Raw genomic sequence first — 20725 nt, 5'->3', positions numbered from 1 at the left:
CTACGCCCCAATCCTGCCAGCAAATGCCACAGAGGTCCAAGCAAGCGGCATTATCCCCGTGGGCTGAACGGTATTTGAAGGTGAGGCCACCGTCAATTAGGTATCCACTTGCCAGAGATTCCATCCCAGTTTCCAATCGCAGGCGGCGTTGTTTGTGTAGGAACTATTGCGGAGGAAGTCGAGCTTCGTGGTTTGCGACATGAGGCGTACCACTCCAAGGTGGAGTATCTGGTGTCCCACGGCATCGCCAGCACCGATATACTCATCGGCGACTGTTACCGCACCGCCGCAGCCATTGCCGCCCAGGTGGGAGTGGACGACTTCCGCGCCGGAGTCCTTCCGGCAGACAAAGCGGAGTATGTGGCCCGGCTCCGCCGGGAGGGGCATACTGTCCTGATGGTGGGCGACGGTATCAACGACTCGCCGGCCTTGTCCGAGGCGGACGCGGGCATCGCCATCAGCGACGGTGCCGCCATCGCCCGGGAGATCGCGGACATCACCATCGCTGCCGACAGCCTTTAGGAACTGGTAGAACTGCGACGCCTCGCCATGGCGCTGATGGCGCGCATCCACTCCAACTACCGCTTCGTCATCGGCTTCAGCGGCGCGCTGATCGCTCTGGGTGTGGCCGGAGTCCTGCCGCCAGCCACCTCCGCCACGCTGCATACAATGATACTTCTGCTTACGCGGCTCGGAGAGATCCTCGGAGGGGTGAGAGTCCCATGATGTGCGCCAGCACAGTTCAAGTTGCCGCCCTGCCTGGGGAAGTAGTGTCGAATACAGGCGACTAAGTAGCATCAAGAAACAAAGGGCCGCTCCAGACTCGGAACCTACACTCGCTCACCTGACCTTTGGGAGCGGCCCTCTGTTTTTCTTTTGATAGCAGAAATATGGGATCTGATCACAGTACATCCTCTTCTTCTCAACCTCCGTTTCTCTGAGTTCTTCATCTTTCCCCCTCTACACTCCTCTTCCTTTTCTCCTCAAACTCCCTGATCGGGTCCCATATTTCTGTTATCAAAAACAAATCCACGAAAGCGAGGAAACGAGATGACAAATATCGATTTGTGCGGCATTGCCCAACTGCTCCGCGCGCTGATAGAGCAGAAGAAAACCACAGAAAGAGAGGCCCGCAAAATTTTGGCTAGAATTGCCGCGCAGACCGGTGCGGACATTATCCTTTCTTTCTGAAATCGCACTCTTTTCAATAGCTATTTCAAAGGTGTTGTGGTATTGTTTGTGTTGCTAGGGATGAGCAAAACTCCTATTTGCTCTCGGAAGCATACTATATATAGAATGCAGAGAACAAAGAGCATACTATATGCTGTGGCTGGATTTTGCAAAACGTACGTTTTGCTCATCCCTAGTTTGTGTTGCAAAAAAGGAGGTGAACTGACATGGCGGAAAAGCTGATGACCGACGGCAGCATGGCGCTTCGGGAAAAGCAATACCGGGTCATCACCATCGAGGCAACCGAAAAGCCCCAAAACGCCAAATTGCGGGTTGCGGCATACGCCCGTGTCAGCTCCGCCTCTGATGACCAGCTCAACTCCTTCGCCGCCCAGAACCGTCACTACAGTGACCTGATCTCCAGCAAGGAAAACTGGAGAATGGTAGACATATACGCAGATGAGGGTATCACTGGGACATCGGCTGAAAAGCGTGAGGACTTCCAGCGGCTCTTGGCAGATTGCCGCAGAGGGCTGATCGACAGGGTGCTGGTAAAATCCATCTCCCGCTTTGCCCGCAATACCAAGGAATGCCTGGAAACCATCAGAGAGCTGAAATCACTCGGTGTCGGCGTCTACTTTGAGAAAGAGAACATTGACACTGCGACGATGTCCGGCGAAATGATGACTGCGCTCTTCGCCTCCTTCGCCCAGGCCGAGAGCGAATCCATCTCCGGCAATATGCGGTGGAGCTATCAGCAGAGAATGCAAAGCGGGGAGTTTATTACATGCAAAGCACCGTTTGGATATCGTCTTAGGGAAGGAAAACTCGAAATCGAGGAGTCTGAAGCAGAAATCATCCGCATGATCTTTGCCCGATACCTATCTGGACAGAGTACAGCAGACATTGCGGCAGAAATCACTAAGCTGGGAATACCAACCCGAGATGGAACTCCATATTGGCAATATACCACCATCTGCTATATCCTTCAAAACGAGAGATATGCCGGAAATTCCCTCCTCCAAAAATACTATGCAACTGACACATTGCCTATCAAGAAAAAAAGGAATCTGGGGAGCAAAGATCAATACTATATATCTGAAAGCCATCCTCCCATCATCGATCAAAACACATTTGACAAGGCTCAGATATTATTTCGTAAAAAAGGAGATAGGATTTCCAAGCGGTCCCGCGACAAGCACATTTTTGCTCGCAAAATTGTATGTGGAAATTGCGGTACCTACTTTGGCAGGAAAGTATGCAGAGCTACTCCTTATTGGATATGTCGCAAACACAACCAAAGTAATCATGAATGCAGTATGGCGCAAATTCAGGAAGCCAAAATCGAGGAGGCTTTTCTCCAGCTATACTATAACCTCAAGCACCATGGCGAACCAATCCTTACGGAGATGACCACTTCGCTCCAAGCCATCCGCAACCGCCGGATGCTCTGGAGCCTGGATGTCATTGAACTCAACAAGCAAATATCCGATCTTACCAGTCAGAATCAAATGTTGGCCACGCTGAAACAACAGGGCCTCATTGATCCTGACATTTTTATATCCCAGAGCAATGAGTTGGCCGAGCAGCTCAGCGCTGTAAAGCTGAAAAAGGAGCGTCTTCTGGCCGTCGATGGCGACAACACCATCGCCCAAACAAGAGAGCTGATGGAAATCCTGGACGATGGCCCGGACTTCCTTGACAGCTTTGACGCAGAGTTGTTCGGTGAGCTCGTTGAAACAATCATCGTGGAAAGCAATGAGCGACTCCGCTTCCGCCTGAAAAACGGGCTGGAGCTGGCCGAAACCATAGAAAGGACGGTGCGCTGATGGGCAATCGGAAGCAGCCGTTTGGCTAGCCTGACTGTCCATCACATTCTCCCGGATGACGGACATTAGCCGTCCTCGGTGGTGATTTCCAGCTCTGGCTCCAGAAGTTGGATGATCTCGGCCATATCCTTGGTGTCCATGTCCCGCGTGATAACCTCGATATGCTCCTTTGTATCTGTCTCCGTCTGATCGTTTTTCAGAATATCCAGAAGGGTATATGTCCGCCCTTCCCTGTCAAAGTCTCCGGTTGGAATGGTGGAAGGATCATCTTCTCTGGAAAGGTATTCTGCTATACAAGCGTCTGTCCAATGGACGATTTCAGTGGCCGAGGAGTGAGGCAGAACTCCAGACAACCATCCGGCAACAGCAGGCCGAGATTGATAACCTGAAAAAGAAGTTGGATCATATGAATGAGATCCTTCTCAACGCTCAGCGTGCCCGTTTCGGACAGTCCAGCGAGAAAAAGGCCTATGTTTTAAGCGAAGACCAGATTTGTCTGTTTAATGAAGCGGAACAGGTGCAGGACCACAAGGCAGAAGAACCCACCGAGGAGACCTTTACGGTAAAGGCGCATGCCCGAAAGAAAAAGCGCACAATTGCTGAACTGGCAAAAAATCTCCCTGTAGAGGAGATTATACTCCAGCTGCCGGAATCCAAGTTGAACTGCAGCAAGTGTGGTGGTACGTTCCGGCTGATTGGTAAGAAGCTGGTTCGCCGGGAATTGATTATTATTCCGCAGCAAGAAAAAATTTTGGAATACTACAGCTGTACCTACGCCTGTGACAAGTGCGAAAAGGACACCGGCTTTGCCCATATCCTGACCGCACAGGCGCCTGCTGCCCTGATGAAGCATTCTCTGGCTTCTCCCTCTACCGTGGCTGACGTCATAATTAAGAAATATGTGGACGGGCTTCCTTTGGTCCGCCAGGAGAAGATCTGGGCCAGACAGGGAGTGGAGTTGAGCCGCGCACACTGGCCAACTGGGTGATCCAGTGTACCCAAACCTGGCTGAAACCTCTGTACCGGCATATGAAGCAGGCCTTGCTGGAAGACACCGTGATCCACGCGGATGAAACCACTGTGCAGGTTTTGAAAGAGGATGGCAAAGCCGCAGCCTCTGAGTCCCGGATGTGGGTATACGCCAGCGGGGAAGGCAGCAAAAAGCCCATCCGAATCTTTGAGTACCAGCCAGACCGTAGTGGAAAACGGCCCGCAAACTTTCTAAAAGGTTTTAACGGCTATCTGGTGACGGATGGTTATGCTGGGTACAACCAGGTTGCAAATGTTACCCATTGCGGCTGTTGGGCCCACGCCAGGAGAAAATGGCGGGAAGCTATGCCGGACGGAGCAACTGTGAAAACGAGCAAAGCGGCAGTGGGATACCGGTATTGTACCAAGCTGTTCACCCTGGATGGCAAAACGAGCTATATATTACCGAAAACACGCAATGAATACCGCCAGAATGTGGTTCGTCCCCTTCTGGAGGAGTATTTTTGCTGGCTAAAAACGGTACACCCCGAAAAAGGCAGCAAGCTGGAGGACGCAGTCCGCTATTCGCTGAACCAGGAGCACCAACTGACGGCGTTTTTAGATTCTCCTGAGGTTCCTATCTCTAACAACTTGGCCGAAAATGCGATCCGTCCATTTGTTGCGGGCCGAAAGAACTGGCTGTTTTGTGACAGCGTGAAGGGTGCAGAATCCAGTGCCATTGTATACTCGATAGTAGAGACGGCAAAGGCTAGGGCTTGTTTGAAANAACAGCCTGGTGCAGTAACACTCGCCGGTGGCCGCCAGAGATTCCTGCCGTTTCTCTTTGGGCAGCGTTTGCAGCGCCTCGTCAAATTTTCGCCTGGCATGAGCCCAGCAGCCCACCACCCGGATATTCTCGGGCAGCTTGTGGTAGCCCTGGTAGCCGTCTGCGTGCAGCCAGCCGGAGAAGTCCTTGAGGAAGGCCGCCGCGTGCTCCGCCTTCCGGCTGGTCTGGTACTCATACAGGACAATGGGATACTCGGCGCAGCCGCTGGTCCGGTAGACCCACATATAGGACTTGCTCGTAGAGGTCCTGCCCGGCTCCTTCAGCACCTGCAGCGTGGTCTCATCCCCGTGCAGCACGGTTTCCCGGCACAGCTTCCGGTGCAGGGCGTCATACACCGGCCGCAGCCAGGTGTCCGAGGCCTGCAGGATCCAGTTGGCCATCGTCTGCCGGGACAGCTTCAGCCCCTGCCGCTGAAACTCCTGCTCCAGGCGGTACAGCGGTGAGTACATGACAAACTTCTGCGTCATGATATGGGCTACCGCCTCTGGTGAGGCGAAGCTGCCTGGGCAGAGCGTCGGCTGTTTGGGTGTTTTCCGGAGATTGCCTTCGCCTGTTTCCGCCTCGCACTGCTTGCAGGCGTAGGTGTAGTACACATCCTCCCGGATCCAGAACCGGGCCGGCTCCATCTTCAGGCTCCGGTGCACCTCTTTCCCAATCTCCTCCATCACGGCACCGCAGGTATCACAGGTGCGCTCTTCTTCGCAAAGGCGGTGCTCCACCACTTCCGTAGGGGTTCCCTCCGGCACGATATCCAGTACATTGCCGCTGTGCCGCTTGCGGGCATGGGCCTTCACCGCCACCTGTTCCGCTGTGGCATTTTTCGTCCCATAGGCGTAGGCCTCCGCCTCATTTGCCATGAGAGACAGTTGGTCCATTAGGCCCTCCTGGAGCCGCTCTGAGGATGTGCCAAACTGCCGTTTTTTTGCAAGACCAAGCTGCTCCAGAAGCCATTGGTTCTGGAGCTTCAATTCTTCATATTCCGCCCGTGAGATGGTCACCATTTCCGGGGTGCTTGCGGCAGTCTTCTTCTCGTTTTCCATGAGAAAATGATACCATAAAACAGGTTAAAAAGCCAGCATTTTCAATGCTTTCCGGTATCAGATCACGCTCAGGCCGCTCACTGCTTTGTTTGCCTTGGGCTGCTCTGTCTTCAGTCCCTCCATCAGCCAGCGGTACTGTTGAGGCGTCAGGGTCTGCACTTCCTTCGTACTCCGGGGCCATTGGAAACTGCCGCTCTCCAGACGCTTATACAGCAGTAAAAAGCCGTCTCCCTCCCAGTACAGCGCCTTGAGCCGGTCCCGCCGCCGCCCGCAGAACAGAAACAGCGCCCGCTGAAACGGGTCCATCTGGAACTGGCTCTTTACCAGAGTGGCCAGTCCATCAATGCCCCGCCGCAGGTCTGTGTATCCGCAGGCGATGTACACCGGACAGCTGCAACTAAAATCGTTCAGCATGACTTTGCTGCCCGGAGGATCGCCAGCAGTGTGGCCTCATCCGCTCCCCCATAGACCTGGATCCGCACACCGCTTACCTCCATAGCGGCTACGATATGCCCGGAGAGCTGGGAACGCTCCATGATTGGCGCCTCTGCAAAGGTTACCTCCTGGACTTCTTTCAGGGCCTGGAACACCTTCCTCTGCCAGGAGAAATAGGTGGATACCGCGATTCCATTCTCCTGGCACCATTGGCCTACCGACAGCCCACTGCTCCGGCAGGCCTTGATTGCTGAAGCCCATTCCTGTAACTGTGCCTGGTGTTTCAACTCGATAGATGTCACTGCAAGACCCCCCGTACAAAATAGTGCTGGAACGTTCCGCTACGTTCCAGCACTATTATCTCATACATGTCTATCCGCCTGCTCCTTTGACGGTTACGATTCAACGTGTACAGGGCACGTTGTTATCGCGTGGTATCTGTACGTTCAAGGGCACAAATTGCAAAAAAATATCCCTGGGACTGCTGTGCAGCCCCGGGGATAGACTATATAAAAACTTACAGCTCGGCCAGAGCCTCGTCCACGGCCTCCAGGGTCCGGGCCAGGTCCTGCCGTGTATGGGCGGCGGAGACGAACATAGCCTCGAACTGGGCAGGGGCCAGGTAGACGCCCCGCTCCAGCATGCCCTTGAAGTAGCGGGCGTACCGGCCCACGTCGCTGCCCTTGGCGTCCACAAAGGTGGTGACGGCGTTGGGGGTGAAGAAGGGGGCCGCCAGGGAACCGATCTGGTTGACGGCCACACCGGCGTGGTGCCGCTCCGCCGCCTCCCGCATGCCGTCGGCCAGCTCCTTGGCCAGAGTACCGATGTAGTCGTAGACCTCAGGATGGGCCTTCAGGTACCGGAGTTGGGCTAGACCGGCGGCCATGGCCACGGGGTTGCCCGAGAGGGTGCCCGCCTGGTACACCGGGCCGCAGGGCGCCACCTGCTCCATAAGGGCACGGCTGCCGCAGTAGGCGCCCACCGGCATACCGCCGCCGATGATCTTGCCAAAAGTGACCAGATCAGCCTTCACCCCAAAGTATTCCTGGGCACCGCCCAGAGCCAGGCGGAAGCCGGTGATAACCTCGTCGAAGATGAGGAGGGCGCCCGACTTGTCGCACAGAGCACGGAGGCCCTCCAGGAAACCGGGGGCGGGAGCCACCACGCCCATGTTGGCGGCCACCGGCTCCACGATGACGCAGGCCACCTGGCCGGGGTACTCGTTCAGCAGGGCCTCCACTGTGTCCAGGCGGTTGAACTGGGCAGTGAGGGTGTGCTTGACAATGTCCTCGGGGACGCCGGCGGAGGAGGGGTGCCCTCCCGCCAGGGCGGAGGAGCCGGCATTCACCAACAGGCAGTCGGAGTGGCCGTGGTAGCAGCCCTCAAACTTGATGATCTTGTCCCGGCCGGTGGCACCCCGGGCCAGGCGGATGGCAGACATGACGGCCTCGGTGCCCGAGTTCACCATGCGGACCATCTCGATGTTGGGGACCAGCTCGGTCATGAGCTCGGCCATCTCCACCTCCCGTTCGGTGGGAGCGCCGAAGGAGAGGCCGTCCTTCACGGCCTTCTCCACCGCCTCCCGGACCACCGGGTGGTCATGGCCCAGGATCATGGGACCCCAGGAGCAGACGTAGTCAATGTAGGACTTGCCGTTGGCGTCGTAGATATAGGCGCCCTGGGCCTTGGTAATGAACCGGGGGCACAGATCCACTGCCCGAAAAGCCCGGACCGGGGAGTTGACGCCGCCGGGGAGGACCTTTTGGGCCCGGTCAAAGAGTTCCTGAGAGCGCTCCATCAGCCGATATCCCCCTTCTTCATGGCCTGAGCCAGTTCCTTGGCGTAGTAGGTGATGAGCATGTCGGCGCCCGCCCGGAACACGGAGAGAGCGCTCTCGCACATGACCCTGTACTCGTCGATGAGCCCCGCCGCGCCGGCGGCCTTGATCATGGCGTATTCGCCGGAGACGGAGTAGGCGCACATGGGCAGGTCGAAGGCATCGGAGCACTCCCGGATCACGTCCAGGTAGCTGAGGGCGGGCTTCACCATGAGGATGTCGGCGCCCTCCTCCACATCCAGAGCGCACTCCTTCAGCGCCTCTCGGCGGTTGTGGGGGTCCATCTGGTAACCCTTCCGGTCCCCGAAGGAGGGGGCGGAGCCGGCGGCCTCCCGGAAGGGGCCGTAGAAGGCGGAGGCGTACTTGGCGGAGTAGGACATGATGGGCACGTTCTGGAGGCCGTGCTCATCCAGAATGGCCCGGATGGCGGCGATACGGCCGTCCATCATGTCGGAGGGCGCCACCATGTCGGCGCCGGCCTGGGCGTGGGAGAGTGCGGTCTTGGCCAGGACCTCCAGCGTCTTGTCGTTGTCCACCTCGTGGCCGCAGAGGATGCCGCAGTGGCCGTGGTCGGTGTACTCGCACATGCACACGTCGGTGATGACATAGAAGTCGGGGTATTTGGCCTTGATGGTGCGGATGGCCTCCTGGACCACGCCGTGCTCATCCCAGGCGGAGGAGCCCACGGCGTCCTTGTGGGCGGGCAGGCCGAAGAGGATACACCGGCCCACGCCCGCCTGGATGCACTCCTCCACCGCCTCGCACACGGCGTCCAGGCCGTAGTGGAACTGGCCGTCCAGGGCGGGGATGGCCCGCTTGCCCTTCAGGGTCTCGTCCACGAAGATGGGATAGATGAGGCTGTCCGGGGAGAGTCGGGTCTCCCGGCACAGCCGCCGGATGGAGTCGTTCTGCCGCAGTCTGCGGGGCCGGTTAATGAGTTCCATTTGTCTGACCTTCTTTGATAATGATATTGACCAGAGCGTCCATGGTGGCCCGCTCCGCCACAATGGTGGGGATGCCGTGCTTTGCCGCCTCGGCGGCGGTCTGCGCCCCGATGCAGGCCCCGGTGAGGCCGGAGAAGTCCAGCTCCCCCACCGAGGACACGAAGCCCTTCACCGTAGAGGCGCTGGTGAAGGTGACCAGGTCCACCTGACCCGCCGCCACCAGGTCCCGGAGGGCGGCGGCGTGCTCGCTCTCATAGGAGGTGGTGTAGCAGTGGATGTCGTCATAGGAAATGTTACTCCCTTCCAGGGCCTCCGTCAAGGCGGGAGAGCCCCACTCCGCCCGGAGGAGGAGCACCTTTCCCTTGGCCAAGGCGGCCAAGCCCGTCCCCAGGTGGGCGGCGTCGTAAACCTCGGGGATGTAGTCAGCCCGGAGTCCGTGGCCCAGGAGAGCCTTGTCGGTACCGGTACCGATGGCGGCCAGCTTGACCCCAGCCAGGACGCGGGCGTCCCAGCCCTTGGCCTGGGCCATGGCCCAGAAGGCCTCCACCCCGGCGGGGCTGGTGAAGGCCAGCCATTCGTAGTCGGCCAGGTGTTCCACCGCCTGCTCCATGGCGGGACAGGGGGTGATGGGCTCCGTCCGGATGCAGGGGTACTCAAAGACGTCGGCCCCCAGCTTCCGCAGGCGACCCGCCAGGGTGCCCACCCGCTCTTTGGGGCGGGTGACCACGACGCGCTTCCCCTTCAGGGGCAGGGCGTCGAACCAGTCAAAGTCCTTGGCCAGAGAGCAGACCTGGCCCACGATGCTGATGGCCGGGCTCTCCACCTTCCCCTCTGCCGCCGTTTGGGCCAGGGTGGACACGGTGGCGTCCAGCCGCCGCTGGGCGGGGGTGGTGCCCCGCTCCACGATGGCGGCGGGGGTGTCCGGGTCCATGCCCGCCTTCAAGAGCCCCTCGCAGATGTCGGGGAGGCTGCTCACCCCCATGAGGAAGACCAGGGTCCCCTTGGTGCGGACCAGGGCCTCGAAGTCAATGTCCAGGGCCTTGCCCGCCCGGGCGTGGCCGGTGACGATGTGGAGGGAGGAGGTGAAGTCCCGATGGGTCACCGGGATGCCGCCGTAGGCGGGCACGGCGATGGCCGAGGTGATGCCGGGCACCTCCTCAAAGGGGACGCCGTGCTCCAGCAGAAGCTCCAACTCCTCGCCGCCCCGGCCGAAGAGGAAGGGGTCTCCCCCCTTGAGCCGCACCACATTCTTGCCCTCCAGGGCCTTTTCCAGCAGGATGCGGTTGATCTGATCCTGGGGGACGGGATGGCGGCTGGCCTCCTTGCCCACGTTGATCTGCTCCGCCTCCTCCGGCATGAGCGCCAGGATGGCGGGACTCACCAGGCGGTCATAGACCACCACCTGTGCCGCCAGCAGGGCCTCCCGGCCCTTGACGGTGAGGAGTCCAGGGTCTCCGGGACCCGCCCCCACCAGTGTCACCTTGCCGTACATGCCGTTCCCTCCCTGATCCGGTCGGCCAGCGCGATGCCCAGGGCCTCCCCCTGGCTGCGCGGGCCGGTGATGGTGTCGAAAATGGGCTCACCCACCGATGTAATGTCCATGCCCCGGAGGGTAAGGGTATCCCCCTCCACTGTGGCAAAGGCCGCCACTGGGGAGGAGCAGCCGCCGTCCAGCCGCCGGACAAAGGCCCGCTCCGCCGTGGCGCAGTCGGTGCCGTCCCGGTCCAGGAAGGCGGCGAGATAATCGGTGTCCTCCCCCGAGCGCACCTGGACGGCCAGAATGCCCTGTCCGGCGGCGGGGATCATCTCATCGGTGGAGAAATAGCGTGTGATCCGCCCCTCCAGGTCCAGCCGCTTGAGCCCGGCGGCAGCCAGGACCAGGGCGGCATACTGTCCGCTGTCCAGCTTGGCCAGCCGGGTGATCACATTGCCCCGGACGGGGGCGATGGGCTGGCCCGGAAACAACTTCTTAAGTTGAAGGGCCCGGCGGGCGCTGGCGCAGCCGATGGGCTTTTCTGGGTCCAGCTCGGTGACTCCCTCGGGCAGCACCAACACGTCCCGGGGGTCGGCCCGGCGGGAGAAGCCCGCCAGGGGGAGACGGGGATCCAAATCCATGGGCAGGTCTTTGCAGCTGTGTACGGTGAAGTCCACCCGCCCGTCCAGCAGGGCGGCGTCCAGCTCCTTCACGAAAAGGCCCTTGCCCCCCACCTTGTCCAGGGTGCGGTCCAGGATCTTGTCTCCGGTGGTCTTCATGGTAACCAGTTCTATTTCACAGTCGGGGTCCTGTGTCCGGATGGCCTCCATGACCAGCTCGGTCTGGATGACGGCCAGCCGGCTCTCCCGACTCCCCGCTCTCAGCTTCTTCAATCCAATCCCTCCAATGCCTGACGCACTGCCTTGGCGGCCTTAGCCGCCCGGTGGTGGTCGGTGCCGTGCCGGGAGATGAGCCCCGCGGTCACGCCGCCGCCTTCACAGACGGCGGGAAAAAAGAAGGTACACTCCTCCCGGCAGTCGGCCACGGTGACGGGGATGCCCAATGCCCGGGCCTCCTCCCCCACCTGCCGGTTCACCGACCGGTCATTCGTTGCGGCCACCGCCAGAAAGGCCCCCTTCAGATCGCCGGGGGCATAGGGCCGCGCCTGCCAGTCCACGCCGGGGGCGTCCCCGATCCAGGTGGGGGCGATGACGGTGACCGCTGCCCCGAAGCGGGCCAGCACTGCCGCACGGCGCTGGGCAATGGCGCCGCCCCCCACGATGACGCAGCGCCTGCCGGTGAGGTCAACAAATAGCGGGAAACGGGATGCGTTTTCGGTCATGGCTGCCCTCCCTCTCCCGGCTCTTGACGGCGGTGTGGACCTTGATCTTGCCCACGCACCGCTCCAGATCCTCCGGGCTGATATGCTCCTTGAGCCCGCCGGTGAGGAGGTCCACCGCCCGTCCCACCGCCAGCTCGATGAGATCTTCGGCGTCCAGGTCCTCCTCCACCTCCGGGTAGGTGAGGACCCGCTCGGTGATGGCCGTCTTCAGGTCCTCGATGGCGGGCAGGCATTTCCGGTAGTTGTTCCACTCATAGAACCGGCCCATATAGTCGTCCAAAATGTCCAGGGCCTCAGCGGGGACCTCCCCCTGGTGCCGCTCGGCCCCCAGGGTATCCACGTTGTAGAGCCGGACCTCCGGCAGGTCCCCCACCGCTGCGTCCACGTCCCGGGGCATGGCCAGGTCCACCACATAGGACGGTCGGCAGCCCAGCTGGCTCACCTGCTCCGCCGTGACGGTATAGTGGGGACTGGTGGTGGCGGAGAGGACGATGTCCATCCCCTCCATAGCAGAGAGGCGGTCGTCGTAGGGAACCACGCCGCAGCCGGCGGGCACCACGGTCTCCCCATGGCGGTAGGTCCGCAGGGTGACGGTGACGGCGCAGCCGGCCTCCCGCAGGAGGGTAGCCGACAGCCGGCCCATTTCCCCGTTGCCGATGACCAGGGCCTTCTTCCCCACCAGGGAGCCCATCTGGCCCCTGAGCACCTCCACGGCCCGGGCGGCGGCGGAGGTGGCCACGCCGGTGAGGCGGACCTTGGTCTTGATCTCCTTGCCGGCGGCCACGGCGTTGCGGAAGAGGGTCTCCAGCACCGGGTCGGCGGCACCCTCCTCCCGGGCGATGGCGATGGCCCCCTTGACCTGGGAGAGGATCTGGTCCTCCCCCCAGATCTGGGACTGGAGCCCGCCGGAGACCTCCATCAGGTGGCGGGCGGCGTCGCTGCCCCGGCGGGTGACAAAGGCCCGGGCGAAGGGGGCATAGCTCAGGCCCACGGCGGCGCAGAGCACCTCCCCGGGCTGGAGCTCCCGCCCTTTCTCGCAGGAGAGATAGAGCTCGGTGCGGTTGCAGGTGGAGAGGAGGACGCAGCCCAGCACCCCCTCCACCTCCGAGCGGATGCGCTCCACCAGCGCCCCCACCTGGGCCTTGGTGAAGGAGAGCTGCTCCCGGAGCTCGATGGGGGCCAGAGAGTAATCCAGACCTGACATCATGATGACCATTTGGGTCTCACTTCCTTTTTGATGGGTCTCATTCCTTGACCAGAACGATGGAAAAATAGCCGGTGCCGTCGGACATATCGGCAAAGTGGGGACAGACCAGCTCCCCCTCCATGCCGCAGTTGGCCACCAGGGAGGCATGCTCCAGCATGCCCCGCTCGGCCAATTGGGTCTGGAGTTCCCCAATGGCCTTGCCCGCCTTCATAAAGACCTTATTGGCCCGGATGTCCAGACAGTCGGCGGCGTCGTGGGAAGCGGGGACGATGAGGAGCCGCTCCGCCCCCTCACAGAGAGAGGTGTTGAGCCGGGCAGCCACGGCGCAGAAGGAGGGCACGCCGGGGATGAGCTCAGCCTCGTAGCCCCGGGAGAGGACCTTCTTGTGGACGTAGATATAGGTGGAGTATACCGTGGGGTCCCCCAGGGTAATGAAGGCCACGTTCTTGCCCTCGTCCAGCAGGACACAGATGTCATTGGCGATCTGCTCGTAGCAGCCGTCCAGCACCGCCCGGTCCCGCACCATGGGGGTGGGGCAGTAGAGAAGCTCTTTCCCTGCCACGATATCGCGGACGATGTTGAGGGCGGTCTTCTCCCCCGCGCCCTTGTCGGGGACGGCCACAATATCGGCCTCCCGCAGGACCCGCTCCGCCTTTTTGGTCACCAGCTCCGGGTCCCCGGGGCCCACGCCTACACCGTACAGCTTTCCTCTCTCCATGCTTTCACTTCTCCTGTAACAGTCGATTGATCTCCCGCCGGGCCGCGCTGATGGTGGCGGCGGTGGGGGTGGTGTCCAGCCCGTCCCGCTCCCGCAGGATCTCCATGAGGTGGGCGATCCGGGGCAGGCGCAGGTTGTTTTTCCGCAGCTCCTCGGGCTGGGCGAAGAGCGCCTCCGGCGTCCCCTCCAGGATTACCCTGCCCCCGCCCAGGAGGTAGGTGTAATCACAGTAGAGGGGGACGATGTCCATGTCGTGGGTGGCGATAAGGATGGTCATGCCCAGGCCGTCCCGCAGTTCGGTCAAGAGGTGCATGATGTCGCTGACCCCCTGGGGGTCCAGTCCGGCGGTGGGCTCATCCAAAATCATGACGCTGGGCTCCATCACCAGCACGCCGGCGATGGCCACCCGCTTCTTCTGCCCGAAGGACAGGGCGTGGGTGGGCTTGTCCCGGAGGGCACTCACCCCGGTGCGCTCCATGGCCGCCTCCACCCGGCGGCGTACCTCTTCCTCGGGCAGGCCCAGATTCACACCCCCGAAGGAGATATCCCGGTAGACATCGGCGGAGAAGAGCTGATCGTCCGGGTCCTGGAAGACGATGCCCACCTGGCGGCGGATCTCCCGGATGCCCTTGCGGTCGTAGACCGCGGGTTTCCCGTTCACCGTCACCGTCCCCTCCTTGGGGGTGAGGACGCCGTTGAGGTTGAGGAAGAGGGTTGATTTTCCAGCCCCGTTGGCCCCCAGGATGCCGGTGATCTTCCCCTGCTCCGCCCGGAGGGAGATGTGATTCAGGGCCACGGTCCCGTCCTCATAGGTATAGTAGAGGTCCTTGGCCTCGATGGCATAGCTCACAGGAGGAGCCTCCTTTCCAGCAGCAGGGTCACCACCTGGAGGGCGGCTGCCGCCGCCCCCCAGGCATACACCTGCCCGCCGCCGGTATAGGCGGCGGACAGGGTGGTGAGACTGCCGTCATAGCCCCGGGATTCCAGGGCGGTATAGACCTTGTCCCCCTTCCGCCAGGCCCGGAGGAACACCAGGGACACCAGGTCCCCCATGTGGTCCAGGCTCTTGCGGAAGTTGCCGTACCCCAGCCGGGACTCCTGGGCCACCCGGATGCGCCCGGCGGTGTCCATGAGGACGAAGATGAAGCGGTAGATGAGCTCCATGAGCTCCACCAGCAGCTTGGGAACGTGGAGCCGCTCCAGGGCCAGAATGAGGTCGGTCATGGGGGTATTGAGGGCCAGAAAATACATGGCCGAGATGGCGCCCATGGCCTTACAGAAGACCATGAGCCCTATGTGGAGGTAGGTCTGGGTGATCCCCCAGCGGAACCGGCCGAAGAGCCACACTGCCCACAGGGCCGGCTCCTCCGCCGGGATGGGCCGGATGACGATGGTGAGGCAGCCGATGACCAGGAAGGCCAGGGGCACCTTCATGAAGTGGAGGACGGTGCCGGGCCGCTGCCCCCCCAGGGCTACATTGAGGACGCTCATGGCGGACAGGGTCACCAGGCCCACGCCGATGCTCTCACTGAAGAGGCAGAGGAGGAGCACCGCCAGGGAGACCCATACCTTGGCCACCGGGTCCACCCGCCTGAGGCGGGAGAGATAGGCATATCGGTCCGTCCCCATGGTTACACCTTCTTCTGGTCCTCCGGTTTTTTGGCGGTCACCCGGCCCAGCACGAAGCAGACGATGCCGGAGCCGATGGCGGCCTGGAGGGCGAAGAGGAGGGACTCCACCTCGCCGCTGGCCGGCTCAAAGATGGGCTGGAACCAGGGCTCATAGTCGGGGTTGCTCTCCTCGATGAGCTCCCCCGCCATGCCGTCGGCGCCGCCGAACTCGGCATCCCGGCAGTACCACAGCGGGAAGGCCGCCAGCAAAATCACAAGGCCGATGAGGATCAGGTTTTTCTGCCATACCTTCATGTTCGTCCCCTCCTTACAGCACGGCGAGCTCACGGAGCTCGGCGGCGGAATACTTCTCCAGCACGTTGAAGACCACCACGGTGAGGAGGCCCTCGGCGATGGCCAGGGGGATCTGGGTCACGGCGAAGATGGTGAGATACTCCGCCACGTTCCCGTAGACCACGCCCAGCTGGAAGGAGGTGGTCACGTAGGTCAGCAGGTCGCCCAGGGCGGCGGCGCAGAACACGGCCACCGCCGGCTTGGCCCCCGCCTTCTTAAGGGCCTGATAGACCGCCCAGGACACGATGGGCCCTACGATGGCCATGGAGAAGAGGTTGGCGCCCAGGGTGGTGAGGCCGCCGTGGGCCAGCAGCAGGGCCTGGAACAGCAGAACGATGAGGCCAAGGATGGTGGTGGCGGTAGGCCCGAAGAGGATGGCGCCCAGGCCCACGCCGGTGGGGTGGGAGCAGGAGCCGGTGACCGAGGGGATCTTCAGCGCCGAGAGGACGAAGGCGAAGGCGCCGCACATGGCCAGCAGGACCTTTGCCTTGGGGCTGCGCTCCACCTTCTTCCGGATGGACAGAAAGCCGGCCACCACAAAGGGGACGCAGACGGCCATCCAGCCAAAGGCCCAGGTCTTGGGCAGGTAGCCTTCGGCGATGTGCATGGCCGAGGCGCTGAGGGTGCTGAGGCCCAGCACGGCCACCATGGCCGCCAGGAGCCTCACGTTGGTGTAGTTGCGTTGCTTCATCGGGATCTCTCCTTTTCCCTGTCTCTCGCAGGGCGGATACGTCAGGGCAGGTCTTCCGGCTCAAGGCTCACCGCCTTCCCCGCGCCTTCCCGGGCCTTTTCTCCGGCCCAGTGGCAGCTCTGCGGGGCGGCTCCCCTCTCACGGCAGCGGGACTGCGCGGGATTTTCACCCAGCTTCCCTGTTAGGTCCCCGTGGGACACCCTGTACGGTATATGAGAACGGGCACAGGCCCGGACTCAACGGTCCTCCGCCGCCTCCAGGGCGTGGCGGACGAAGAGAGCGCGGATCTGGGGGTACTCCCCCAGGCCCTTCAGCTCACAGGACACCTGGTAGCCCCGCTCCAGCAGCTGGCTCTTCCAGCTCTCCGGCTCGTCGCCGGCCAGGTCGTTCTTGGCGTGGTCTCCCGCCACCACCATCAGGGGGTGGAGGACCACCTTCTGCACCGTTTTCCGCTCTCCCAGCCGCCGGAAGACCTCCTCCAGGCCGGGATAGCCCTCCACGGTGCCCAGCACCGCGTCGGTCCGGCCGCTGTCGTGGAGCATATACTCCAGCTGGCAGTAGGCAGCGTTGGCAAAGTGCTCGGTGCCGTGGCCCATAAAAACGTGGGCGGTGTCCGCCTCCGCCTCGGGAAGAATCTCCGTGAGGGCGGCAGCCAGGTCCCGGTAGTCCTCCAGCGTGGTGAGGAGGGGCCGGCCAAAAGCCATGCGGGCAAATCTTGCCCGGAAGGGCTCGGCCTGGGCGCACAGCTTGTCGAACTCATCCCCGTTCATGATGTGGGTGGGCTGGAGCACCACGTCGGTACAGCCCTCCCCCGCCAGCCGCTCCAGGGACTGGGGCACGTCATCGATGTGCAGCCCCTCCCGGTCGGCCAGACGGCGCAGGATCATACCGCTGGTGAAGGCCCGGCGCTGGACCCGGCCGGGCATCCGCCCGGCGATGTCCCACTCGATGGGCTGGATGGTCTTTTCCAGGGTATCCAGGTGGGTGGTGCCGAAGGACACCACCAAAACCGCTTTCTCTGTCATTGTGGTCTCCCCTCTCCGGTCACTCCCGGGCATTGCCTGAAGCCAGGTACAGCATGGCGTTGCAGATGGCGGCGGCCACGTTGCTGCCGCCCTTCCGCCCCCTGGCCACGATATAAGGCACATTCTCGGTGAGGAGCAGCTCCTTGCTCTCCACCACGTTCACAAAGCCCACCGGAGCGCCGATGATGAGGGCGGGCTTCATGGCTCCCTCCTCCAGCAGCTCACAGGCCCGGACCAGGGCGGTGGGAGCGTTGCCCAGGGCCAGGATCAGGGTACGGTCCAGCCTGGCGGCCCGCTCCATGGAGACCGCCGCCCGGGTGACGCCCCGCTCCTTGGCCTCGGCGGCCACGTCGGGGTCGGACATGAAGCACACCGCCTCTCCGCCGAACTTCTCCAGCACCCGCTTGTTGATGCCCGACCGGGCCATCTGGGTGTCGGTGACGATGGTGCAGCCGCCCTTGATGGCGGCGATACCCTTCTCCACCGCGCCGGTGGAAAAGACCAGATTGTCGGCGTAGTCAAAGTCCGCCGTGGTGTGGATGACCCGCTTCACCACCGGCAGAACCTCCGCCGGGAAGGTCCGGTCCCCCAGCTCCGACTGGATGATCTCCATGCTCCGGGCCTCGATCTCCGCCGGGGCCACCCGCTGCAATTCTACTTTCATATGCTCATTCCTCGCCATTCAGAATCCGGTAGACCCGGTCCATATCCAGACTGGCCCGGACGCCCGCCGCCAGCTTGTCGTACTGCTCCTCCTGATAGGTCTCCCAGTCCACCGCCGCGGCGTCGGGAGAGAGCCCCTTGGCGGTGAGCAGGGCGTTGACCAGCTCCTGGGCAAAGGTCCCGGCATCAAAGATGCCGTGGACATAGCTGCCCCACACGTTCCCCCGGGCGGCGCCGTCCGGCTTCTCCGTTCCGTCCAGGCAGGTGAGCCGCGAGAGAGGACCGGCGTCCTCCAGGTAGGTGGTCTCCCCCATGTGGATCTCGTAGCCGTGGAAGGGCACTCCGCTCAGAGAGGCGAAGATCCCCTCACCCCGGCGGAAAGCGCCGCTGACCCGGGTGCGGGTCTTCTCTCCCAGGAAGACGGTCTCGGTGGGCAACAAGCCCATGCCCGCCATGGTGCCGCCGCTCTCCACCCCGTCGGGGTCGGAGAGGACCCGGCCCAGCATCTGGTAGCCGCCGCAAATACCTACCACCGCGCCGCCCCGAGCGGCGTGCTTGAGCACCAGGGCCTCCAGGCCGTTCTGGCGCATCCACTTGAGGTCATCCATGGTGCTCTTGGTACCGGGGAGGATAATGAGGTCGGGGCGGCCCAACTCGCCAGGGTTGGAGACATACCGCACCGTCACCCCCTCCATCCGCTCCAGAGGGTTGAAGTCGGTGAAGTTGGAGAGCCGGGGCAGGCGGATGACGGCGATATCCAGCCGTCCCACCCGCTCCCCTCCAGTGAGCTTGGAGGAGAGGGAATCCTCGTCGTCGATGTCCACGTCCAGCATGGGCACCACGCCCAGCACCGGCTTGCCGGTGAGCTCCTCCAGGGTGGTGAGTCCGGGTCGTAGGATCTCCACGTCACCCCGGAACTTGTTGATGATAAGCCCCTTGATCCTGGCCTGCTCGTCGGGCTCCAGCAGCTTTACCGTACCATAGAGGGAGGCGAAGACGCCCCCACGGTCAATATCCCCCGCCAGCAGCACCGGAGCATTGGCCAATTTGGCCATGCCCATATTGACGAAGTCATCCTGCTTCAGGTTGATCTCCGCCGGGCTCCCCGCACCCTCGATGACGATGACGTCATACTCGGCGGAGAGGCCGTGGAAGGCCTCCATGATATCGGGGATGAGGGCCTTTTTGTAGCGGAAGTAGTCCACCGCGCCCATGGTGCCCCGGGGGACGCCGTTCACAATGACCTGGCTCCCGGTATCGTTGGTCGGCTTCAGGAGGATAGGGTTCATCCGCACATCGGGGGCCACCCCGGCGCAGTAGGCCTGGACCACCTGGGCCCGGCCCATCTCAAAGCCATCGGCAGTGATGAAGGAGTTGAGGGCCATATTCTGGGACTTGAAGGGTGCCACCTTCAGCCCGTCCTGCCGGAACACCCGGCACAGCCCTGCCGCCAGCAGGCTCTTTCCCGCGTTGGAGGCGGTACCCTGAATCATAATCGTCTTGGCCACTTACAGCACCTCCTTCATGGCTCTGATGAGCTCTTCGTTCTCCCGGTGGGGCCGCACCGCCACCCGGTAATAGTCGCTGCCCAGACCCACATAGTTGGCACAGGAGCGGATGAGCACGCCGTGGGCCAGCAGCCGCTCCTTTAGATCGTCTACCCCGGGTGCGCGGAATAGGATGTAGTTGACCTGACTGGGGAAAACCCGGAGTCCCAACTTCTGGAGGGCGTCGATGAGCCAGGACCGCTCCACAGCGATGAGCTGCCGGGCCCGGGCTGGGTACTCCGGCTCGGCCAGGGCGGCCAGGCCCGCCGCCTGGGCGGGTCCGGAGACGCTCCAGGGCTGGGCGCACCGGGAGAGCCCGTCCAGCAAAGTGGTATCAGCGCTCAGGCAGTAGCCCAGTCGCAGTCCCGGCATGGCATAGCTCTTGGTGAAGGCCCGGAGCAGCACCAGGTTGGAGAAGCTTTCAAGCTCTCCCGCCAGACTCATCCGCTCGCCCGGGTCGGACAGAGAGAGGAAGCACTCGTCCACCACCACCCGGATATTTTTCTCCCGGCACCGCTCCAGGATGCGCAGCATCAGGTCCCGGTCGATGAGACGTCCGGTAGGGTTGTTTGGGGTGCAGAAAAAGGCCATGGCCAACTCGTCGTTCAGTTCGTCCAGCACCGCCCCGGTGAGGTCAAAGTTGTTCTCTGGTGTCAGGCGGTGGTAGACTACCTCCCCGCCGGCGGCCTGAACAGCGTCCTGGTACTCGGAAAAGGTTGGGGCGGTGACCAGCACCCGCCGGGGGCGCTGGGAGAAGGCCAGCCGGAAGACCAGGTCGGCGGCGCCGTTGCCGCAGAGGATATGCTCCGGCGTCACATTGTCCCGCCGGGCAATGGCAGCGCACAGCGCCCGGCACAGGGGATCGGGGTAGTGGATGGCCTCCCCCACCGCCTCTTCCACCGCCTTCCGCACCGACTCCGGCATGCCCAGAGGGTTGAGATTGGCGGAGAAGTCCAGCAGTTCTCCCTTCCAGATCTCACGGGCGCCCACGATGTCGCCGCCATGGGTATATTCCTTCAAATG

Annotated in this window: 20 protein-coding genes, 2 pseudogenes and 1 riboswitch; of the genes and pseudogenes, 4 read left to right on the top strand and 18 right to left on the bottom strand. The window is 62.2% G+C overall.

What is annotated here, in order from left to right:
- Window positions 1-192: 192 nt before the first annotated feature.
- From E0E29_RS10160 to tnpC (E0E29_RS19255), 4 genes and pseudogenes are all read left to right on the top strand, one after another.
- Window positions 193-726, top strand: a pseudogene (locus tag E0E29_RS10160) (HAD-IC family P-type ATPase); the annotation flags it as partial.
- Between the two features lie 324 nt (window positions 727-1050).
- Complete coding sequence (locus tag E0E29_RS18210) at window positions 1051-1191, top strand: hypothetical protein (RefSeq protein ID WP_006575254.1); 141 nt, start codon at window positions 1051-1053, stop codon at window positions 1189-1191.
- Between the two features lie 206 nt (window positions 1192-1397).
- A complete protein-coding gene (locus tag E0E29_RS10155) occupies window positions 1398-2999 on the top strand; it encodes a recombinase family protein (protein WP_130849759.1) in 1602 nt (533 codons plus the stop codon).
- Window positions 3000-3216: 217 nt separating this feature from the next.
- A pseudogene (tnpC, locus tag E0E29_RS19255) lies at window positions 3217-4682 on the top strand (IS66 family transposase); the annotation flags it as partial.
- Here the strand turns inward: tnpC (E0E29_RS19255) and tnpC (E0E29_RS10140) are convergent.
- The 18 genes from tnpC (E0E29_RS10140) to cobD all read right to left on the bottom strand — a co-directional run bounded on the left by tnpC (E0E29_RS10140) (window position 4587) and on the right by cobD (window position 20722).
- On the bottom strand, window positions 4587-5816 hold the full coding sequence (gene tnpC, locus E0E29_RS10140; protein ID WP_423202454.1) for an IS66 family transposase: 1230 nt from the start codon (window positions 5814-5816) through the stop codon (window positions 4587-4589). The pseudogene tnpC (E0E29_RS19255) and the gene tnpC (E0E29_RS10140) sit on opposite strands and share 96 nt — an antisense overlap.
- A gap of 96 nt (window positions 5817-5912) precedes the next feature.
- Window positions 5913-6269, bottom strand: coding sequence for an IS66 family insertion sequence element accessory protein TnpB (gene tnpB / locus E0E29_RS10135; RefSeq protein WP_130849756.1), 357 nt, complete (start codon window positions 6267-6269; stop codon window positions 5913-5915).
- Window positions 6263-6592 carry an IS66 family insertion sequence element accessory protein TnpA gene (gene tnpA / locus E0E29_RS10130; protein ID WP_130849755.1) on the bottom strand — a complete coding sequence of 110 codons (330 nt, stop codon included), beginning with the start codon at window positions 6590-6592 and terminating at the stop codon, window positions 6263-6265. Before tnpA ends, tnpB begins: the two co-directional genes overlap by 7 nt.
- Window positions 6593-6807: 215 nt before the next feature.
- Complete coding sequence (gene hemL / locus E0E29_RS10125; RefSeq protein WP_130849754.1) at window positions 6808-8088, bottom strand: glutamate-1-semialdehyde 2,1-aminomutase; 1281 nt, start codon at window positions 8086-8088, stop codon at window positions 6808-6810.
- Window positions 8088-9071: a porphobilinogen synthase gene (gene hemB / locus E0E29_RS10120; RefSeq protein WP_130849753.1), complete on the bottom strand. Its 984-nt coding sequence runs from the start codon at window positions 9069-9071 to the stop codon at window positions 8088-8090. The genes hemL and hemB overlap by 1 nt, the downstream gene beginning before the upstream one ends.
- The gene (gene cobA / locus E0E29_RS10115) at window positions 9058-10563 is read right to left on the bottom strand and encodes a uroporphyrinogen-III C-methyltransferase (protein ID WP_130849752.1); all 1506 of its coding nucleotides are present in this window, start codon (window positions 10561-10563) and stop codon (window positions 9058-9060) included. The genes hemB and cobA overlap by 14 nt, the downstream gene beginning before the upstream one ends.
- Window positions 10548-11438: a hydroxymethylbilane synthase gene (gene hemC, locus E0E29_RS10110; protein ID WP_130849751.1), complete on the bottom strand. Its 891-nt coding sequence runs from the start codon at window positions 11436-11438 to the stop codon at window positions 10548-10550. The genes cobA and hemC overlap by 16 nt, the downstream gene beginning before the upstream one ends.
- Window positions 11435-11887, bottom strand: a complete 453-nt coding sequence (locus E0E29_RS18725; protein WP_130849750.1) for a precorrin-2 dehydrogenase/sirohydrochlorin ferrochelatase family protein — start codon at window positions 11885-11887, stop codon at window positions 11435-11437. The genes hemC and E0E29_RS18725 overlap by 4 nt, the downstream gene beginning before the upstream one ends.
- Window positions 11850-13103 (bottom strand): glutamyl-tRNA reductase, encoded by a 1254-nt coding sequence (gene hemA / locus E0E29_RS10100; protein ID WP_130849749.1) that lies wholly within the window; start codon window positions 13101-13103, stop codon window positions 11850-11852. Before hemA ends, E0E29_RS18725 begins: the two co-directional genes overlap by 38 nt.
- Before the next feature lie 28 nt (window positions 13104-13131).
- On the bottom strand, window positions 13132-13812 hold the full coding sequence (cobI, locus tag E0E29_RS10095; RefSeq protein ID WP_130849748.1) for a precorrin-2 C(20)-methyltransferase: 681 nt from the start codon (window positions 13810-13812) through the stop codon (window positions 13132-13134).
- Between the two features lie 4 nt (window positions 13813-13816).
- Window positions 13817-14662, bottom strand: a complete 846-nt coding sequence (locus E0E29_RS10090) for an ATP-binding cassette domain-containing protein (protein ID WP_130849747.1) — start codon at window positions 14660-14662, stop codon at window positions 13817-13819.
- Window positions 14659-15441 carry a cobalt ECF transporter T component CbiQ gene (gene cbiQ / locus E0E29_RS10085; RefSeq protein WP_130849746.1) on the bottom strand — a complete coding sequence of 261 codons (783 nt, stop codon included), beginning with the start codon at window positions 15439-15441 and terminating at the stop codon, window positions 14659-14661. Before cbiQ ends, E0E29_RS10090 begins: the two co-directional genes overlap by 4 nt.
- 2 nt (window positions 15442-15443) lie before the next feature.
- Entirely contained in the window at window positions 15444-15737 is a 294-nt protein-coding gene (locus tag E0E29_RS10080; RefSeq protein ID WP_130849745.1) for an energy-coupling factor ABC transporter substrate-binding protein, read from the bottom strand.
- Window positions 15738-15750: 13 nt separating this feature from the next.
- Window positions 15751-16467: an energy-coupling factor ABC transporter permease gene (locus E0E29_RS10075; RefSeq protein ID WP_130849744.1), complete on the bottom strand. Its 717-nt coding sequence runs from the start codon at window positions 16465-16467 to the stop codon at window positions 15751-15753.
- Window positions 16468-16495: 28 nt separating this feature from the next.
- Window positions 16496-16686: riboswitch (cobalamin riboswitch) on the bottom strand.
- A gap of 17 nt (window positions 16687-16703) precedes the next feature.
- A complete protein-coding gene (locus E0E29_RS10070) occupies window positions 16704-17492 on the bottom strand; it encodes a sirohydrochlorin cobaltochelatase (protein ID WP_130849743.1) in 789 nt (262 codons plus the stop codon).
- 19 nt (window positions 17493-17511) lie between these two features.
- The gene (locus E0E29_RS10065) at window positions 17512-18156 is read right to left on the bottom strand and encodes a precorrin-8X methylmutase (protein ID WP_130849742.1); all 645 of its coding nucleotides are present in this window, start codon (window positions 18154-18156) and stop codon (window positions 17512-17514) included.
- 4 nt (window positions 18157-18160) lie between these two features.
- Window positions 18161-19663, bottom strand: a complete 1503-nt coding sequence (locus E0E29_RS10060) for a cobyric acid synthase (RefSeq protein ID WP_130849741.1) — start codon at window positions 19661-19663, stop codon at window positions 18161-18163.
- The gene (gene cobD, locus E0E29_RS10055; RefSeq protein WP_130849740.1) at window positions 19664-20722 is read right to left on the bottom strand and encodes a threonine-phosphate decarboxylase CobD; all 1059 of its coding nucleotides are present in this window, start codon (window positions 20720-20722) and stop codon (window positions 19664-19666) included.
- Window positions 20723-20725 lie beyond the last annotated feature (3 nt).

The sequence above is a fragment of the Intestinimonas timonensis genome (genome assembly GCF_900626145.1).
GTDB lineage: Bacteria > Bacillota > Clostridia > Oscillospirales > Oscillospiraceae > Intestinimonas > Intestinimonas aquisgranensis.
The sequence above is the reverse complement of the archived record's forward strand: the minus strand, read 5'-3'. Positions and strand labels throughout refer to the sequence as shown.

What these genes read in the sequence shown, in the direction of transcription:
- E0E29_RS18210 (WP_006575254.1), top strand. Translation starts at nt 1,051, where the DNA reads ATGACAAATATCGATTTGTGCGGCATTGCCCAACTGCTCCGCGCGCTG.
- E0E29_RS10155 (WP_130849759.1), top strand. Translation starts at nt 1,398, where the DNA reads ATGGCGGAAAAGCTGATGACCGACGGCAGCATGGCGCTTCGGGAAAAG.
- tnpB (WP_130849756.1), bottom strand. Translation starts at nt 6,269, where the DNA reads ATGCTGAACGATTTTAGTTGCAGCTGTCCGGTGTACATCGCCTGCGGA.
- hemL (WP_130849754.1), bottom strand. Translation starts at nt 8,088, where the DNA reads ATGGAGCGCTCTCAGGAACTCTTTGACCGGGCCCAAAAGGTCCTCCCC.
- hemB (WP_130849753.1), bottom strand. Translation starts at nt 9,071, where the DNA reads ATGGAACTCATTAACCGGCCCCGCAGACTGCGGCAGAACGACTCCATC.
- cobA (WP_130849752.1), bottom strand. Translation starts at nt 10,563, where the DNA reads ATGTACGGCAAGGTGACACTGGTGGGGGCGGGTCCCGGAGACCCTGGA.
- E0E29_RS18725 (WP_130849750.1), bottom strand. Translation starts at nt 11,887, where the DNA reads ATGACCGAAAACGCATCCCGTTTCCCGCTATTTGTTGACCTCACCGGC.
- hemA (WP_130849749.1), bottom strand. Translation starts at nt 13,103, where the DNA reads ATGGTCATCATGATGTCAGGTCTGGATTACTCTCTGGCCCCCATCGAG.
- cobI (WP_130849748.1), bottom strand. Translation starts at nt 13,812, where the DNA reads ATGGAGAGAGGAAAGCTGTACGGTGTAGGCGTGGGCCCCGGGGACCCG.
- cbiQ (WP_130849746.1), bottom strand. Translation starts at nt 15,441, where the DNA reads ATGGGGACGGACCGATATGCCTATCTCTCCCGCCTCAGGCGGGTGGAC.
- E0E29_RS10080 (WP_130849745.1), bottom strand. Translation starts at nt 15,737, where the DNA reads ATGAAGGTATGGCAGAAAAACCTGATCCTCATCGGCCTTGTGATTTTG.
- E0E29_RS10075 (WP_130849744.1), bottom strand. Translation starts at nt 16,467, where the DNA reads ATGAAGCAACGCAACTACACCAACGTGAGGCTCCTGGCGGCCATGGTG.
- E0E29_RS10070 (WP_130849743.1), bottom strand. Translation starts at nt 17,492, where the DNA reads ATGACAGAGAAAGCGGTTTTGGTGGTGTCCTTCGGCACCACCCACCTG.
- E0E29_RS10065 (WP_130849742.1), bottom strand. Translation starts at nt 18,156, where the DNA reads ATGAAAGTAGAATTGCAGCGGGTGGCCCCGGCGGAGATCGAGGCCCGG.